The sequence below is a fragment of the Shewanella sp. NFH-SH190041 genome, assembly GCF_024363255.1.
Taxonomy (GTDB): Bacteria; Pseudomonadota; Gammaproteobacteria; order Enterobacterales; family Shewanellaceae; genus Shewanella.
This window is the reverse complement of the sequence record NZ_AP026070.1, coordinates 40523-55080: the sequence shown is the minus strand read 5'-3', so window position 1 is coordinate 55080 and position 14558 is coordinate 40523. Positions and strand designations below refer to the sequence as shown.

Sequence of the window (14558 nt, the reverse complement as noted above, 5' to 3'; positions counted from 1 at the left end):
CTTAACGCAGTTGCTTCTCTGGATCCTGTAAAATATCTTCAAACATGTCTTTCACCCGGCAATCACCGCACATTTTCAGCCGCTCGATATTGGCAGAAAAAGCATCATGACTACCGACCATGTCCAACATGCGGTGCACCATAGACTGGGTAGCAAATGGGGTGCCGCAGACAATACATTCAAATGGCGGCTCTTCTTTTAACGTGCGTGCCTGCTGACGTTGCACCTGATCGAAGTTAATGCGCGAAGACAGACTAATCACCTGCTCAGGACAGGCATTTTCACATAAACCGCACTGAATACAGTCTTGCTCCGTAAAACGCAGCGCGGGTTCATCACCACCATCTTTAAGCGCCCAAGTTGGACAGGAAGCCACACAGCTCAAACACAGGGTGCAGTTTTCCGCCTTAATGCTCACCGTACCGTAAGGAATATTAGCCAAAGGCACTATGTTATTAACCACATTAGCTTGTTGGTTCAGATGATCAACAGCAGCATATAAGGTCGCGCGCTTAGTGGTTGCAGTAAATTCCCCAGCGGGTGTTAGCGGCCACGTAAGACTTAGCATCAAGGTGTCAGACAACGCCTCTGGCGCGATATCTTGCACTGTACTGATGCGTTCAGGTTGGCCCATTTCACTCAGCATACGATTGGCCAGTGCCAACTCTCCGCTGAGCATCGCCATTAGGGTTTCCGGAGTAGCATCAGTGGTCAATATGAGCACTTGTCGAGCGCCCCAAGCCAATGCCGCCAACCAATGGTCAATCCCGGCTACTGCGACTTCTTCCAACGCCACTGGCAACACGTCACCAGGTAACACATCAATCTGAGCAGCTAAAGCACTGTCTTCATCATAAAACAGCACCACAGGAGCCTGTTGGGCCAACGCCTGATAACGGGTGATTAATTTGTGCAGATAACAGTGTAACGCTTGTGGGTTAGGCAGATCGTAACTCAGTGCGCCAGTTGGACAGGCACTGGTGCAACTACCAGCACCGTGGCATAGGTATGGATCTATCTCAATCACATTCTCAACCGAAGCAATGGCATCTGCCGGGCACACATTCAAACAACGGTTACAGCCATTCATGCCATGACGATGATGAGCACACAGCTCGGCATTCACCTTCACGTATCTGGGCTTATCAAACTCGCCCACCATGTCTGGTAATTGCTGCAACGCGTCGGCGAGTTTTTGCGGCTCACGACCAACGTAAAAATAGCCCGGAGGCAACATTTCCAGTTGTAACGATGGTTCCAGCCCTAAATCCAGCACCAGATCAAAATGCGGTTGACGAATCGCAACCTGACTAAGCTGCACTTGGCTATCAGCAGCGGCCTCACCAGCAACCAGCACCTGAAACTGCCCTAAAAAGCCTTTTACGGCGATTAATCGGTTATAAAAACATTCCGTATCAGGTACAGCATTCATCACCTGCTCGAGGTGTTCATCATCCTGACTGGAAATGGGGTCGGTTGCCAACAGCACGACACTAGCCATAGCAGTAAGTTGGGCTGCAGCCAGACGAATTAAATCTTCCGGGCCAATGATCAGAACATTGCCCTGAGTCGTATAGCTGACTGTTGGCGGGATCAGATTCTGCAGAATCCGGGTTTGCGCCATCACGTCCTGCCGAGCCTGCTTCAGCTGAAGCTGACTTGGCACAGTATTGGAATTTATGCTCACTATGCGTTCCTGAACAGTATTGGCTGTTGCCGTTGTTATGTCGGTCCCAGCGCCCTGTTATTGGGGTTTGTGGTGCGCAGGGACTGTCATTCTTTTGAACGACTTACAGCAAGTGGTGTACCAATTTTACAGAGTCTAAAATTAGCTAAACTTACCTTTTACAACATCAACGTCTATTTCTTGCGCAGCACTTGGTACATTCTGGGCAATATCAATCTCCTCTACGCTCAATTTGTCTGTAGGAGGATTTGTCTCAGGCTCAATGCGATCTTGCACCAGCAATGGCTCGGTGGCTTCGGGCATATCTGCCATGTCAGCAGGTTGCTTATCTTCATCCTCCGACGTATCGTCAAATACCTTATTAAAGACCTTTTTCACTAATTCAGCTGAAACTTCTGCGGTTAATTTAGGCTGATTAGAATAATCAAGGGCATACTCCAACAAGCCATCAATCTCATTAAAATGAGGTTGTTTCCATAGTGCGCGCAAGGCGGCTTTTTTCGCCAACGGGTCCACATTCTGCGCCATAAATGCCGCAAAACTCCCGCCAACCTCAATGCTGTCAGGATCCGGTAAATCAGCGGCTGTCAGTACATCAGGCTCACAAACCGTTTCATCACTATGCTGCAATGCAACGGTGGTATCTGTTTGCAATGCAGTATCAAGCGTCGCTTCTGCAGCAGTGGAGTCACTCGCTAAATCCTCAGAGAAAGTCTCGGCTTGAGTCTCTTGCGCCTCTTCAGCCACCTGTTCACGCCGCTGTTGCCAACGGCTGAAAAAACCCTGGGGTTTATCACTCATACAGTTTTACGCCTTTGATTCTCGGCCAGCTCCTTGCGGCGGTTAACGTGTTTACGCCGGTGGGCACAAATTTCCACTTCACCATGCCGGGTAATAAAAGCTTCAATCCAACAAGCAACAGCTTCAGGCATCGCCAGCCCAATCACTGGGGTATCCCCCTCCAAGCAACCAGCAGCCACATTCTGATCGGCTGACAAAGCGGAAGGCTCCCAAGTACCATCACTGAGCTCATCACACACCAAATAAAGCATGGGCGTGTCGAGATCCAAATTCAACCGATAACTGGCACGTTCATCTCGGAATAATTCCAACAACACCAGCTTGCTGTTTGCAGGGGCTTCCATCGTCGCCGGCACCATTTGATCCAGTACCCAATCGACCGACAACCACCGCCCCACCTGTTTTTCTTCCCGTTTCAGGGAAACGTACATTGGCCAAACATTTTCTGTATGCTGCATATTTTTACCTTTTATGCCTCTCCTGCCCAGCAGGAAGAAACTCATATTTGCACGGCTGAGACTGCAAATTTAGTGCCAGCAAAAAGATCAGCCGATTATTTGCACAAGATCATTCAATTTAACGCATACATCGGACATTTTGTCCAATGTCGATTGGCAATAGGGATATAATTGTCCGGCAAAACCCGGTAAATTGTGATAAATATCTCTTTTAAGGTTATAGCAGAGCGGGTATGAATATTGCTAACTATTCACTCTGAACTCTGTCTTATTGAATCCGGAAGCCCATGAGCCAAACCAATGCTGCTTTTTCGCTTGTAAAAACCCGTGCAGAAGTGCCGCTGACCATTGAAGTAACCGCAGTCAACGAACACGGAGAGCCGGAACAGAAGTTTATTGCCTGTGAACGCCCGCTGACGGTATACCTAAACTGGCGCCCCATAGTGACCCTGATGACGCTGGGAGCCAAAGCTGAGTCTCTCGCTCTTGGCTACTTGAAAAATCAGGGCTTTATCTCAGATGTAACTCAGTTGCAATCTGTCATTGTCGACTGGGATACCAATTCTGCCGCCATTGTGACCAGTGAACAGATAACCGATCTGGATGAAAAATTATCCGAAAAAACAGTGACCACAGGTTGTGGACAAGGCACTGTATACGGTGGCCTCATGCAGGGTATTGATGATATCCATTTGCCGAAACAAACGCTGAAACAAAGCACCCTGTATCAGTTACTGAAAAATATCAGTGCTTATAACGAAACCTACAAGCATGCCGGAGCCGTACATGGCTGTGGCCTTTGTCACAATGATACCATTACAGCCTTTGTCGAGGATGTCGGCCGCCATAACGCCGTTGATACTCTGGCAGGAGATATGTGGTTGAGCGGAGAGCCTGGCGGAGACAAAATTTTCTATACCACAGGTCGCCTCACCTCTGAAATGGTCATTAAAGTGGCCAAAATGGGCATTCCCGTGCTGTTATCACGCAGTGGTGTCACCCAGATGGGTTTGGAATTGGCACAAAAGCTGGGGATCACCATGATTGCCCGAGCCAAAGGCCGTCATTTTCTGGTATATAACGGTGCTGAAAATCTTCAATTTGATGTTAATCAATAACATACCAAGGATACGCCATGACAGAAGCCAGTGATCTGGTCTACATGAGTGCCAGACAGGTCGCCGAATATCTGGATTTAAACGAGAAAAAAGTTTATGCCATGGCCAATGACCGCATTTTGCCAGCCACCAAGGTGACGGGTAAATGGCTATTTCCCAAAATCCTAATTGACCGCTGGATTATGGACTCCTGTCACTCCGGAATGCTGACTGATCGGCTGCTGATCACCGGCAGTGACGATCCTTTACTGGCAATGCTTGTTGCCCGGTTGATGTCCCAGGTTGGCAGTCGAGAACTGATCAGCTATAGCGCAACCGGCTCAAGATTGGGCTTGGAACTGCTCTCCAAAGGCTATGCTGATGTTTGTACCTTGCACTGGGGCAGCGTAGAAGAGCGCAGCATCCGCCATCCAGCGCTATTGAAAGGCTATGCCAATCATCAACAGTGGATTATGGTACATGGCTATACGCGCCAACAGGGACTGATTGTCCGCCCAGAAATGCACCACAGATGTCAGGAACAAGCACAAGTTGCCAATCAATCCTGGCGTTGGATACTACGACAAGGCGGCGCAGGTAGTCAGCAGCACCTAGAGCAATGGCTGATGACCCAAGGTGCCAGAATCGATCAGCTCAACACCGTACTGACAGCGTACAGTGAGCGAGAGCTGGCAGGTTATATTGCTAGAGGGGATGCGGATATCGGCTTTGGCTGTCAATCCGTTGCTATGGAAAGTGGACTGAGCTTTGTGCCATTACTGACAGAGTCTTTTGATTTTGTGATGACCCAAAGTATCTATTTCCGCCGCCAGCTGCAGCAATTGTTTACCATGCTATCCAGTGCCCAGACCCGTCAGATGGCGAGCCTGTTAACCGGATATGATCTGGCCAATACAGGTCAGCTGATTTGGACCGCCAATCAATAAGTCTGTACCCCGGAGTCAGCTCCGGGCCATGCGGCCTGCTGCTCAGTAGACAAGAAACTCCAAACTAAAATCCGGATAATTTTATTGCCTTGGTGCATTTCAATCAGTCTCACTTGGGCAGCCCCTAATTTCGCCAGCAAGCGGCGACAAGGGCGAATATTATCGGATTTAGAAACCAGTGAGCTAAACCACAGACACTGGTTAGCAAACTGGCGGCTTTCCCGGATCATGGTTTCCAAGAAACGGATCTCACCGCCTTCACACCATAACTCTGCCTTCTGGCCACCAAAGTTCAGCTTTAGCCCTCGGCTCGCCGTTTTTCCGTTTGCCGCAGCCAAATTAGCCTGTTTTTTGCGGCTACCGGCACTGGCTTCAGCCAAAGAGGCATGAAACGGCGGATTACACATGGTCAGCTCAAAACGATCAGTTGGCGTCATGATCCCTGCAAAGACTTTTTTGGCATCGCGCTGCAGGCGGGTATGAATTGCCTGCTGTAAACCATTCGCTTCAATGATCTGTTGTAGATTTGCTAATGAGCGAGGATCCACATCTGAGCCCACAAATTGCCAACCAAACTGTTTGTGCCCAACCAGCGGATAGACACCATTGGCACCGGTACCAATATCCAACACACGAGCCGATTGCTTTACCGCCTGAGGCAATAAATCCGCTACATGGTGCAGATAATCCGCTCGCCCCGGAATCGGGGGACAGAGAAATCCAGCAGGGATATCCCACTGACGAATCTGATAATAATGCTGCAGTAATGCCCGGTTCAGTAACTTAACTGCCTGAGGATCTGCCCAGTCAATGCTCTGTCTACCTTGGGGATTAGGGCGAACAAAAGGCGTAAGTGCCGGCAAAGTCGCGGTAAGCGATTTAAAGTCATACCCTTGCCGATGTGGATTAGCGGGGTGCAATGCCCGACAAACGGTTTTCACGAATGTCTGGGTACTAAGTAAACTCGGTTTTTCAGCTGTTTTTGTATGAACTTTTTGAGAAGACGTTGCCCTGCGAGGGCGAGAGTGTGCAGCATTCATGATTTAGACCGGTGACGACGACACCGATGGCATCAATCGTATAGATAACGAGTAAACAGCAGGTTAACCACCATGGCTTTGCCGGTTTCCTGCTTCAGTAAGCGATTGATGGTATCGTAACATTCACGACGGATCTGTTCACGCCCCGTAATGGATTTGACCTGCTCCTCTTCCTGATTACCTAATATCTCCAGCATCGCAGAGCGCAGTAGGGGGTCATGGTGCTCTATCTCTATCAGATCATCGGCGTTGCGCACCATGAGCTCAACGGTGATCCTGACATAACCCAGTTTTTTTCTGTTGGTAATGTAATTAGTCACAATATCAGGGTCAAAACCATAATAGGCGTATTCTTCCACCACAGGCTCATCACCTTCGGCCGGCGCTTCTTCATCAGCAGCCATAACCGGCACCAATGCCGTTAACCACATCAGCACCAACAGATACAGTAGCGACTGCCGCAAGCCAATATATTCCCTTACCATATAGATTTCCCTCCCCGGTCATTCCACTACTATCTGTCATGCTTAGCCCTATGCTAGACTGGCTCGGATTGCAGTTAAGCCTAGGGTGATCAGATGGATGTGACAGATTTCAGCTTTCCTTATGGTGAGCCAATACAGCGTTTTTCGCCAGCTGACACTGTAAATATCCCTGATACGCCACTAAAAGAATGGCTGCTTTGTCCCGGCAGTCTGACCCATAAACTCAAACAGCATTGCGATACATTCCAGGTTGAGTTATTACACCAATCTCCCCACACTTCGGTTAACACTGAACCATTTTGGGCTCGGGAAGTTTTACTTTATTTGGATGGCATTGCTTGGATTTATGCCCGTACCTTAATCCCCCATACCCTGATGCAAAATCCAGATGCCGGATTAATGCAACTAGGAAGTCAGCCCTTAGGGGAGCTGCTATTTGCTGATAACCCATTTGAAACCGGTCAATTGCAGCTGCTTCATTTTCGCCATAACCCTTCGTTTGCAGATCTATGTCGTCAACTACAGCAAACGGCTCCCAACTCATTTTGGGGGCGGCAACGGCTCTTCCATTACCACCACCAATCCCTCTGCGTAACAGAGCTCTTTCTACCCGCGGCAGAGCAAATGATCTGCGAGGCAGTTTCTGAAACGTTTCTCTGACAATATCGCGGCAAAATCGATTCAGTTTGAAGCAAATGTAAATTCAAGATCACAAATATTAGATGCGAATGATTTTCAATGCTGGCCAATTAACAGCCTGCTGCTATAATGTTGCGCTCTTCGATAATCATCCCCCGTTGGATCCATGCTTTATTTAGTTGCCAGCTGTATCGCACTGCTACTCGGTCCGTTGTTCTACCGCTACTTCTCATCTGGAAGCGGTCTGCAAAAAGGATTAGACGGCTTTATTTTTGTTTCCCTCGGCGGATTGGTATTAGTCCATATTCTGCCCGAGCTGCTGCACCATGGCGGTTTTTTAGCCATTATTTTTGTCATACTCGGTCTGTGGGGGCCGACGGCCAGTGAACGCCTCTTTCATCGTTATTCAGACATTACCCATAACCTCACCCTGGCTTTAGGCATTGGTGGGCTCATGCTGCATACCCTCACCGATGGTGGGGCAATGGTGCTGGCGCAACAGGATGGTAACTCTTCCTTATTAGCCTTAGGGGTGATTCTGCATCGGCTACCGGTTGGTTTAGCCATTTGGTGGCTACTTAAACCCCAAGTAGGCACCAAGTGGGCGGCACTGGTCTTATTTGGCATGATGCTACTAACTGCTGTGGGCTATTTTGCCAGCGGACAACTGCTATCTCAGTTGAGCCTAGACAATACGGTATATCTGCAAGCCTTTGTCACAGGTTCGATTCTGCATGTGGTGTTACACCAACCCCATGGGCATCCGAATGCGGATAAACAGGGTAAGTACGAATATCAAGCCGGTATTGGCAGTTTGCTCGGAATTGTATTACTCGTACTGCTGTTAGCGCTGGACTCTGGTGAACATCACCATGAAGGCCATGAACACAGTACTGATCAATTAGCTGAGTGGTTAATTTTGGCCGCACCAGCACTGCTTTTGGCCTATATCACGGCTGTGATTAGGTTCGCTGCAGGCCTCAAGCCAGCAGGTAATATGGTTAGCCAATGGATTCAGCGCCTTGCTGGACCAGAGGCAATCTTGGTTACCTTGCTGCTACTGGGGCCAGGATATGCTCTGCTGCAATTCGGTGGGCTGCTGATTGTGGGAGCCTATCTCTGCTACAGCAATATTCAACCCGTTGAGCATCATACCTATCAGGGGAATTCCGCCCTACAATTTGGCTTTAGCCAATTGGTAGACCGCAGTGCTCCCTGGATTTTATTCAGCTTAATTTTAGCCAACCTGATCGGTCACCCATCAGTGCCATTGAGCAACCCTCTATTGCAAATTATTGTGCTCTTGGTGGTATTTATATCAGCACGTTTCTGCCCACTCGGAGGTGTTATTCTAGCAATGGCGCTAGCCGTAAGTGGTTGGCACAGCGCCGCGGTAATGCTGGCACTACTGGCAGCACCGGTATTTAATCGGACCCAACTCAAACTGATGTCTTGGGGCCAACGCATTAGCTTACTGATTATGTTACTGGCGCTCGTCTGGCTCAGCACCGCCTTGGTCAACCCAATAATGCAACCTCTGCTAGCGTTACCACTCAGTGTTAATTATGCCTGCCTGGCCGTTATTGCATTGCTGTTTGCTGCCAGTTTACTGCGTTTGGGACCAAGAAAGTTTTTAAAACATCTGATGCTGATCAAAGTCCTGCCACAACACGAACATCATGCCCATGGGCATGAACACAATCACGGACATCATCACTGATATTCCATAATGCCGACCGATGTGATAATCGGTCGGCATTTTTATTCGGTGCAGTTCAGGCTACAGTAGAAGCACTTATTCTGTAGCGCTGTGTTTATGTGTATTCTGTTTATTGCCTATCAATACCATCCAGATTATCCAATCATTCTTTGCGCAAATCGGGATGAATTCCATCACCGAGCTACAGCCCCGGCTCATCTTTGGCCAGAAGGCATTGTCGCAGGTAAAGATCTTCAGGCCGGCGGAACTTGGCTTGGCTGCAAGATAAATGGTGCCATTGCCGCTGTGACCAATATCCGCACCAACACGCCAAACGATCCCACAAAACTCAGCCGTGGAGAACTTGTTACCCAGGCCCTACAGGAGCTCATTACTCCAGCATGGCTAATGCAACATAGCCAAGACTATAACCCGTTCAATTTAGTATTTGAGTATCAACAACAACTGTACTGCTTCCATAGCCCCCAACAGCAATTAATCCCTATATCTTCAGGAGTTCATGCAATCTGTAATGGGGCATTAACAGATATCTGGCCTAAGATGGCTTTAGGAAAACAAAAGCTAACACAAATACTTGAAAGTTATCGGCAACCCGACTTAGAGCAATTAATCTTGATGATGCAAGATGAGACCCGGCCAGCAGATCATTTACTCCCTCAAACCGGCTTACCATTAGCTTGGGAGCAACAATTCTCAGCGATTTTTATCCGCCACCCAGATTATGGTACCCGCTCAACTAGCATTATGCTGTATCACCACAGTGGTAAGTTACAGTTCCTAGAGAGAAGATATAACGCTACAGGTGAGCAACTCGGGGAATTTCATATTAGTCTGATGAGTGGTCATGGGTGATAACCCAACGATCATCAATGCGCTCGACTAAGAGCGTAAAAACACCATTTGGCCTATCTTTCTCGCGTTCTAACTGCCAGCGACCCACGACCAAAGCCGCATAATTACTTAGCATTTTGATTTCAGTAATATTGAAGGTCAGTGTCCCTAATGCTGCTTTATCTGGATAATGTTTTTTATATGCATCTAAGGTTGTTTGCCAGCCATAACGAACATGGTCATTAGAGACAAAACGCATATTGGCACTTTGCCAGTATCCCTGCATATACGCATCCAAATTCCCCTGATTCCAAGCATCTTCCTGCTGTTGTAATAGTCGAGCAATGTCATCACTGGGCACAGCAGCAACCGGTAGCGCTAGCAATAATAGTAATGCAGCAATTCCTTTGGCTAACATAAACTTTCTCCAAGAGTTTGGGCGGTTATACTATACCCTGAGAATACGTCCCCAACTCAAGGGATACTGCAACAAAACTTCAGAGGTGTTATGTTCACCAAACTTTGCCAGTGGCTAATGAAACTGACTGGATGGCAGTTCGAAGGTAAATTACCCGCATTAGTCAGCTATATCATTATTGTTGGCCCTCACACCAGTAACTGGGATTTTATCGTGGGTGTCATGGCCAGAGGGGCGCTAGGACAACGCATTCATTTCCTCGGTAAACATCAATTATTTATCCCCCCTTGGGGCTGGCTATTTCGGGCGATAGGCGGCAGCCCAGTTGATCGGCGCAAACACAACAACCTCGTTGATGCCGTCAGCAAATTATTTGCAGAAGATCCCGAGTATAAATTGGCATTAGCACCTGAAGGCACCAGAGCAGAGGTGACGCGCTGGAAAACTGGTTTTTACCATATTGCCAAACAATCACAGATCCCTATTGTTGCTATCGGATTTGATTTTGGCCGTAAAAAGCTGGTCATAAGTCATCCCAAATATCCTGGGGATGATATGCATCATGACATGAATGAACTCATGGCGTTTTACCGCACTATTCAGGGAAAGAAACCTAAGCTAATCCCTGATTTCAAATAGTTATAGACCTAAATAAAGCCTGCTTGCAGACTTTATTATTTTATCCTCCCAATTATCTATTTTCATCTTTGCTAACATAAGCAAGCGACCAATCGAATAAGAGCCTTGGCCATCAATCTGTTATTCCTCCCATGATCAACCTTTTGCCGCTACTCCATAAATATACGACATATCCAATCCCTCAGATAAAGCTGTATTTGAAATGCTATTAAAAAGAAAATAGGTCATTCCAACGGAACGACAAAATCCAATATTCAATTAAAGATCAGTGGTAAAGCCCATAGGCTTGAGCCTTTCGATAACAGTGAACCTCAAAAATAAGCACATAAACGAAATATGACTGAGTTAACTTAAGCTTAAAGCATCCGAAGTTGCCCAATATCTGTATATAGGATAGAGACTAGTACAACATCGAAGTGGTTCCCGAGGAACAATCACTGACTGTTCAGTACAGGAAAGGCTATAAATAGCATAAATATAGAAGTGATTTCTTAACCGAATACTAAGGGGGGTTACCGCTTGGGTATAAGCTATACAACCAGCTGAGTAAAAATACTCTGGGCTTCAAGATAGTGTTAACAATGTTCAAAACCCAAACGCAAAAAAGCCACCTTATTCAGGTGGCTTCTTCACTTATTAGGCGCTTGGCAATGACCTACTCTCACATGGGGAAACCCCACACTACCATCGGCGCGACTGCGTTTCACTTCTGAGTTCGGAATGGGATCAGGTGGGACCACAGTGCTATTGTCACCAAGCAAATTCTGTACAATCTAGAAAGCTGCTTTTTTTTCTCGTTCTCTAACTTCAATCAAGTCTTGATTATTCTATCAAGGTTTCCAACAAAACCCTTTTGGGTTGTATGGTTAAGCCTCTCGGGTCATTAGTACAGGTTAGCTCAACGCCTCACAACGCTTACACACCCTGCCTATCAACGTCCTAGTCTCGGACGGCCCTTCAGTAGACTCTAGGTCTAAGGGATGACTCATCTTGGGGCTCGCTTCCCGCTTAGATGCTTTCAGCGGTTATCGATTCCGAACGTAGCTACCGGGCAATGCCATTGGCATGACAACCCGAACACCAGCGGTTCGTCCACTCCGGTCCTCTCGTACTAGGAGCAGCTCCCCTCAATCATCCAACGCCCACGGCAGATAGGGACCGAACTGTCTCACGACGTTCTGAACCCAGCTCGCGTACCACTTTAAATGGCGAACAGCCATACCCTTGGGACCGACTTCAGCCCCAGGATGTGATGAGCCGACATCGAGGTGCCAAACACCGCCGTCGATATGAACTCTTGGGCGGTATCAGCCTGTTATCCCCGGAGTACCTTTTATCCGTTGAGCGATGGCCCTTCCATTCAGAACCACCGGATCACTATGACCTACTTTCGTACCTGCTCGACGTGTCTGTCTCGCAGTTAAGCTGGCTTATGCCATTGCACTAACCGTACGATGTCCGACCGTACTTAGCCAACCTTCGTGCTCCTCCGTTACTCTTTGGGAGGAGACCGCCCCAGTCAAACTACCCACCAGGCACTGTCCTCAACCCCGATTCAGGGGCCAGAGTTAGAACATCAACACTACAAGGGTGGTATTTCAAGGTTGACTCCACGATGACTGGCGTCACCGCTTCAAAGTCTCCCACCTATCCTACACATGTAGGGTCAATGTTCAGTGCCAAGCTATAGTAAAGGTTCACGGGGTCTTTCCGTCTAGCCGCGGGTATACGGCATCTTCACCGCAATTTCAACTTCACTGAGTCTCGGCTGGAGACAGCGTGGCCATCATTACGCCATTCGTGCAGGTCGGAACTTACCCGACAAGGAATTTCGCTACCTTAGGACCGTTATAGTTACGGCCGCCGTTTACCGGGGCTTCGATCATGAGCTTCTCCGAAGATAACCCAATCAATTAACCTTCCGGCACCGGGCAGGCGTCACACCGTATACTTCCTCTTGCGAGTTCGCACAGTGCTGTGTTTTTGATAAACAGTTGCAGCCACCTGGTATCTGCGACTCCCGTCAGCTTAGAGAGCAAGTCTCATCACCAACAGGAGCGTACCTTCTCCCGAAGTTACGGTACCATTTTGCCTAGTTCCTTCAGCCGAGTTCTCTCAAGCGCCTTGGTATTCTCTACCCGACCACCTGTGTCGGTTTGGGGTACGATTCCTACTAACCTGAAGCTTAGAAGATTTTCCTGGAAGCATGGCATCAACCACTTCAGTGCCGTAGCACCTCGTCATCAATTCTCAGCATTATGTGTCCGGATTTGCCTAAACACACTGCCTACCATCTTAAACACGGACAACCAACGCCGTGCTGGCCTAGCCTTCTCCGTCTCTCCATCGCAGTTAGCAGAAGTACGGGAATATTAACCCGTTTCCCATCGACTACGCCTTTCGGCCTCGCCTTAGGGGTCGACTCACCCTGCCCCGATTAACGTTGGACAGGAACCCTTGGTCTTTCGGCGAGGGAGTTTTTCACTCCCTTTATCGTTACTCATGTCAGCATTCGCACTTCTGATACGTCCACGGTGCCTTACGGCTTCCGCTTCAACCGCTTACAGAACGCTCCTCTACCGCACTAGCACAAGTGCTAGTACCCATAGCTTCGGTGTATTGCTTAGCCCCGTTACATCTTCCGCGCAGGCCGACTCGACTAGTGAGCTATTACGCTTTCTTTAAATGATGGCTGCTTCTAAGCCAACATCCTAGCTGTCTAAGCCTTCCCACATCGTTTCCCACTTAGCAATAACTTTGGGACCTTAGCTGATGGTCTGGGTTGTTTCCCTTTTGACAACGGACGTTAGCACCCGCTGTCTGTCTCCCGCATAGTACTCATTGGTATTCGGAGTTTGCAAAGGGTTGGTAAGTCGGGATGACCCCCTAGCCTTAACAGTGCTCTACCCCCAATGGTATTCGTGCGAGGCGCTACCTAAATAGCTTTCGAGGAGAACCAGATATCTCCCGGTTTGATTGGCCTTTCACCCCCAGCCACAAGTCATCCGCTAATTTTTCAACATTAGTCGGTTCGGTCCTCCAGTTGATGTTACTCAACCTTCAACCTGCCCATGGCTAGATCACCGGGTTTCGGGTCTACACCTAGCAACTAAACGCGCAGTTAACACTCGGTTTCCCTACGGCTCCGCTATTCGCTTAACCTCGCTACTAAATGTAAGTCGCTGACCCATTATACAAAAGGTACGCAGTCACGGTCTCAAGAACCGCTCCCACTGCTTGTACGTATACGGTTTCAGGTTCTATTTCACTCCCCTCACAGGGGTTCTTTTCGCCTTTCCCTCACGGTACTGGTTCACTATCGGTCAGTCAGGAGTATTTAGCCTTGGAGGATGGTCCCCCCATGTTCAGACAACATATCACGTGTGCCGCCTTACTCGATTTCATCTTCAGTTAGTTTTCGTGTACGGGACTATCACCCTGTACCGTTAAGCTTTCCAACTTATTCCACTAACACCCTGAAGACTTAAGGGCTGGTCCCCGTTCGCTCGCCGCTACTTGGGGAATCTCGGTTGATTTCTTTTCCTAAGGGTACTTAGATGTTTCAGTTCCCCTCGTTCGCCTCATATACCTATGTATTCAGTATATGATGACACCTTATGGTGCCGGGTTTCCCCATTCGGACATCTGTGCCTCAAGTGCCTTTTATCGGCTAAGCACAGCTTTTCGCAGATTAACACGTCCTTCATCGCCTCTGACTGCCAAGGCATCCACCGTATACGCTTAGTCGCTTAACCATACAACCCAAATGAGTTTCATTCAGGTTGCATTGCAACTT

At 48.3% G+C, this 14558-nt stretch carries 12 protein-coding genes and 2 rRNA genes; 6 read left to right on the top strand and 8 right to left on the bottom strand.

What is annotated here, in order from left to right; translation table 11 throughout:
• Nucleotide 1: 1 nt before the first annotated feature.
• From NFHSH190041_RS00250 to NFHSH190041_RS00240, 3 genes are all read right to left on the bottom strand, one after another.
• Nucleotides 2-1624 carry a 4Fe-4S dicluster domain-containing protein gene (locus NFHSH190041_RS00250; RefSeq protein ID WP_261924985.1) on the bottom strand — a complete coding sequence of 541 codons (1623 nt, stop codon included), beginning with the start codon at nt 1622-1624 and terminating at the stop codon, nt 2-4.
• Nucleotides 1625-1828: 204 nt separating this feature from the next.
• A complete protein-coding gene (locus NFHSH190041_RS00245; RefSeq protein ID WP_261923345.1) occupies nt 1829-2488 on the bottom strand; it encodes a DUF3306 domain-containing protein in 660 nt (219 codons plus the stop codon).
• Complete coding sequence (locus NFHSH190041_RS00240) at nt 2485-2946, bottom strand: DUF3305 domain-containing protein (RefSeq protein WP_261923344.1); 462 nt, start codon at nt 2944-2946, stop codon at nt 2485-2487. The genes NFHSH190041_RS00245 and NFHSH190041_RS00240 overlap by 4 nt, the downstream gene beginning before the upstream one ends.
• A gap of 287 nt (nt 2947-3233) precedes the next feature.
• Here NFHSH190041_RS00240 and NFHSH190041_RS00235 point away from each other — a divergent pair, with 287 nt between their 5' ends.
• Nucleotides 3234-4064, top strand: a complete 831-nt coding sequence (locus tag NFHSH190041_RS00235) for a formate dehydrogenase accessory sulfurtransferase FdhD (protein ID WP_261923343.1) — start codon at nt 3234-3236, stop codon at nt 4062-4064.
• Between the two features lie 17 nt (nt 4065-4081).
• On the top strand, nt 4082-4990 hold the full coding sequence (locus NFHSH190041_RS00230; RefSeq protein WP_261923342.1) for a helix-turn-helix transcriptional regulator: 909 nt from the start codon (nt 4082-4084) through the stop codon (nt 4988-4990).
• Here the strand turns inward: NFHSH190041_RS00230 and rlmF are convergent.
• Nucleotides 4984-6030 carry a 23S rRNA (adenine(1618)-N(6))-methyltransferase RlmF gene (gene rlmF / locus NFHSH190041_RS00225; protein WP_410010841.1) on the bottom strand — a complete coding sequence of 349 codons (1047 nt, stop codon included), beginning with the start codon at nt 6028-6030 and terminating at the stop codon, nt 4984-4986. The genes NFHSH190041_RS00230 and rlmF overlap by 7 nt on opposite strands.
• 32 nt (nt 6031-6062) lie before the next feature.
• Nucleotides 6063-6434 carry a flagellar basal body-associated protein FliL gene (locus NFHSH190041_RS00220; RefSeq protein WP_261924984.1) on the bottom strand — a complete coding sequence of 124 codons (372 nt, stop codon included), beginning with the start codon at nt 6432-6434 and terminating at the stop codon, nt 6063-6065.
• 174 nt (nt 6435-6608) lie between these two features.
• On the opposite strand from NFHSH190041_RS00220, the gene NFHSH190041_RS00215 reads away from it, so the two are divergent.
• The 3 genes from NFHSH190041_RS00215 to NFHSH190041_RS00205 all read left to right on the top strand — a co-directional run bounded on the left by NFHSH190041_RS00215 (nt 6609) and on the right by NFHSH190041_RS00205 (nt 9726).
• A complete protein-coding gene (locus NFHSH190041_RS00215) occupies nt 6609-7175 on the top strand; it encodes a chorismate--pyruvate lyase family protein (protein WP_261923340.1) in 567 nt (188 codons plus the stop codon).
• Between the two features lie 145 nt (nt 7176-7320).
• The gene (locus NFHSH190041_RS00210; protein WP_261923339.1) at nt 7321-8874 is read left to right on the top strand and encodes a metal transporter; all 1554 of its coding nucleotides are present in this window, start codon (nt 7321-7323) and stop codon (nt 8872-8874) included.
• A 96-nt stretch (nt 8875-8970) separates the two neighbouring features.
• Nucleotides 8971-9726: an NRDE family protein gene (locus NFHSH190041_RS00205; RefSeq protein WP_261923338.1), complete on the top strand. Its 756-nt coding sequence runs from the start codon at nt 8971-8973 to the stop codon at nt 9724-9726.
• Here the strand turns inward: NFHSH190041_RS00205 and NFHSH190041_RS00200 are convergent.
• Nucleotides 9701-10123 carry a YybH family protein gene (locus NFHSH190041_RS00200; protein ID WP_261923337.1) on the bottom strand — a complete coding sequence of 141 codons (423 nt, stop codon included), beginning with the start codon at nt 10121-10123 and terminating at the stop codon, nt 9701-9703. The two genes, NFHSH190041_RS00205 and NFHSH190041_RS00200, sit on opposite strands and share 26 nt — an antisense overlap.
• A gap of 90 nt (nt 10124-10213) precedes the next feature.
• On the opposite strand from NFHSH190041_RS00200, the gene NFHSH190041_RS00195 reads away from it, so the two are divergent.
• A complete protein-coding gene (locus NFHSH190041_RS00195) occupies nt 10214-10762 on the top strand; it encodes a 1-acyl-sn-glycerol-3-phosphate acyltransferase (RefSeq protein WP_261923336.1) in 549 nt (182 codons plus the stop codon).
• A 642-nt stretch (nt 10763-11404) separates the two neighbouring features.
• On the opposite strand, the gene rrf is transcribed toward NFHSH190041_RS00195, so the two are convergent.
• Together rrf and NFHSH190041_RS00185 are read right to left on the bottom strand one after the other, a co-directional pair.
• Nucleotides 11405-11520, bottom strand: a 5S ribosomal RNA gene (gene rrf / locus NFHSH190041_RS00190).
• A 104-nt stretch (nt 11521-11624) separates the two neighbouring features.
• Nucleotides 11625-14517: ribosomal RNA gene (locus tag NFHSH190041_RS00185) — 23S ribosomal RNA — on the bottom strand.
• Nucleotides 14518-14558: the final 41 nt, after the last annotated feature.

What these genes read in the sequence shown, in the direction of transcription:
- NFHSH190041_RS00195 (WP_261923336.1), top strand. Translation starts at nt 10,214, where the DNA reads ATGTTCACCAAACTTTGCCAGTGGCTAATGAAACTGACTGGATGGCAG.
- NFHSH190041_RS00210 (WP_261923339.1), top strand. Translation starts at nt 7,321, where the DNA reads ATGCTTTATTTAGTTGCCAGCTGTATCGCACTGCTACTCGGTCCGTTG.
- NFHSH190041_RS00250 (WP_261924985.1), bottom strand. Translation starts at nt 1,624, where the DNA reads ATGGCGCAAACCCGGATTCTGCAGAATCTGATCCCGCCAACAGTCAGC.
- NFHSH190041_RS00215 (WP_261923340.1), top strand. Translation starts at nt 6,609, where the DNA reads ATGGATGTGACAGATTTCAGCTTTCCTTATGGTGAGCCAATACAGCGT.
- NFHSH190041_RS00235 (WP_261923343.1), top strand. Translation starts at nt 3,234, where the DNA reads ATGAGCCAAACCAATGCTGCTTTTTCGCTTGTAAAAACCCGTGCAGAA.
- NFHSH190041_RS00220 (WP_261924984.1), bottom strand. Translation starts at nt 6,434, where the DNA reads ATGGCTGCTGATGAAGAAGCGCCGGCCGAAGGTGATGAGCCTGTGGTG.
- rlmF (WP_410010841.1), bottom strand. Translation starts at nt 6,030, where the DNA reads ATGAATGCTGCACACTCTCGCCCTCGCAGGGCAACGTCTTCTCAAAAA.
- NFHSH190041_RS00200 (WP_261923337.1), bottom strand. Translation starts at nt 10,123, where the DNA reads ATGTTAGCCAAAGGAATTGCTGCATTACTATTATTGCTAGCGCTACCG.
- NFHSH190041_RS00245 (WP_261923345.1), bottom strand. Translation starts at nt 2,488, where the DNA reads ATGAGTGATAAACCCCAGGGTTTTTTCAGCCGTTGGCAACAGCGGCGT.
- NFHSH190041_RS00230 (WP_261923342.1), top strand. Translation starts at nt 4,082, where the DNA reads ATGACAGAAGCCAGTGATCTGGTCTACATGAGTGCCAGACAGGTCGCC.
- NFHSH190041_RS00205 (WP_261923338.1), top strand. Translation starts at nt 8,971, where the DNA reads ATGTGTATTCTGTTTATTGCCTATCAATACCATCCAGATTATCCAATC.
- NFHSH190041_RS00240 (WP_261923344.1), bottom strand. Translation starts at nt 2,946, where the DNA reads ATGCAGCATACAGAAAATGTTTGGCCAATGTACGTTTCCCTGAAACGG.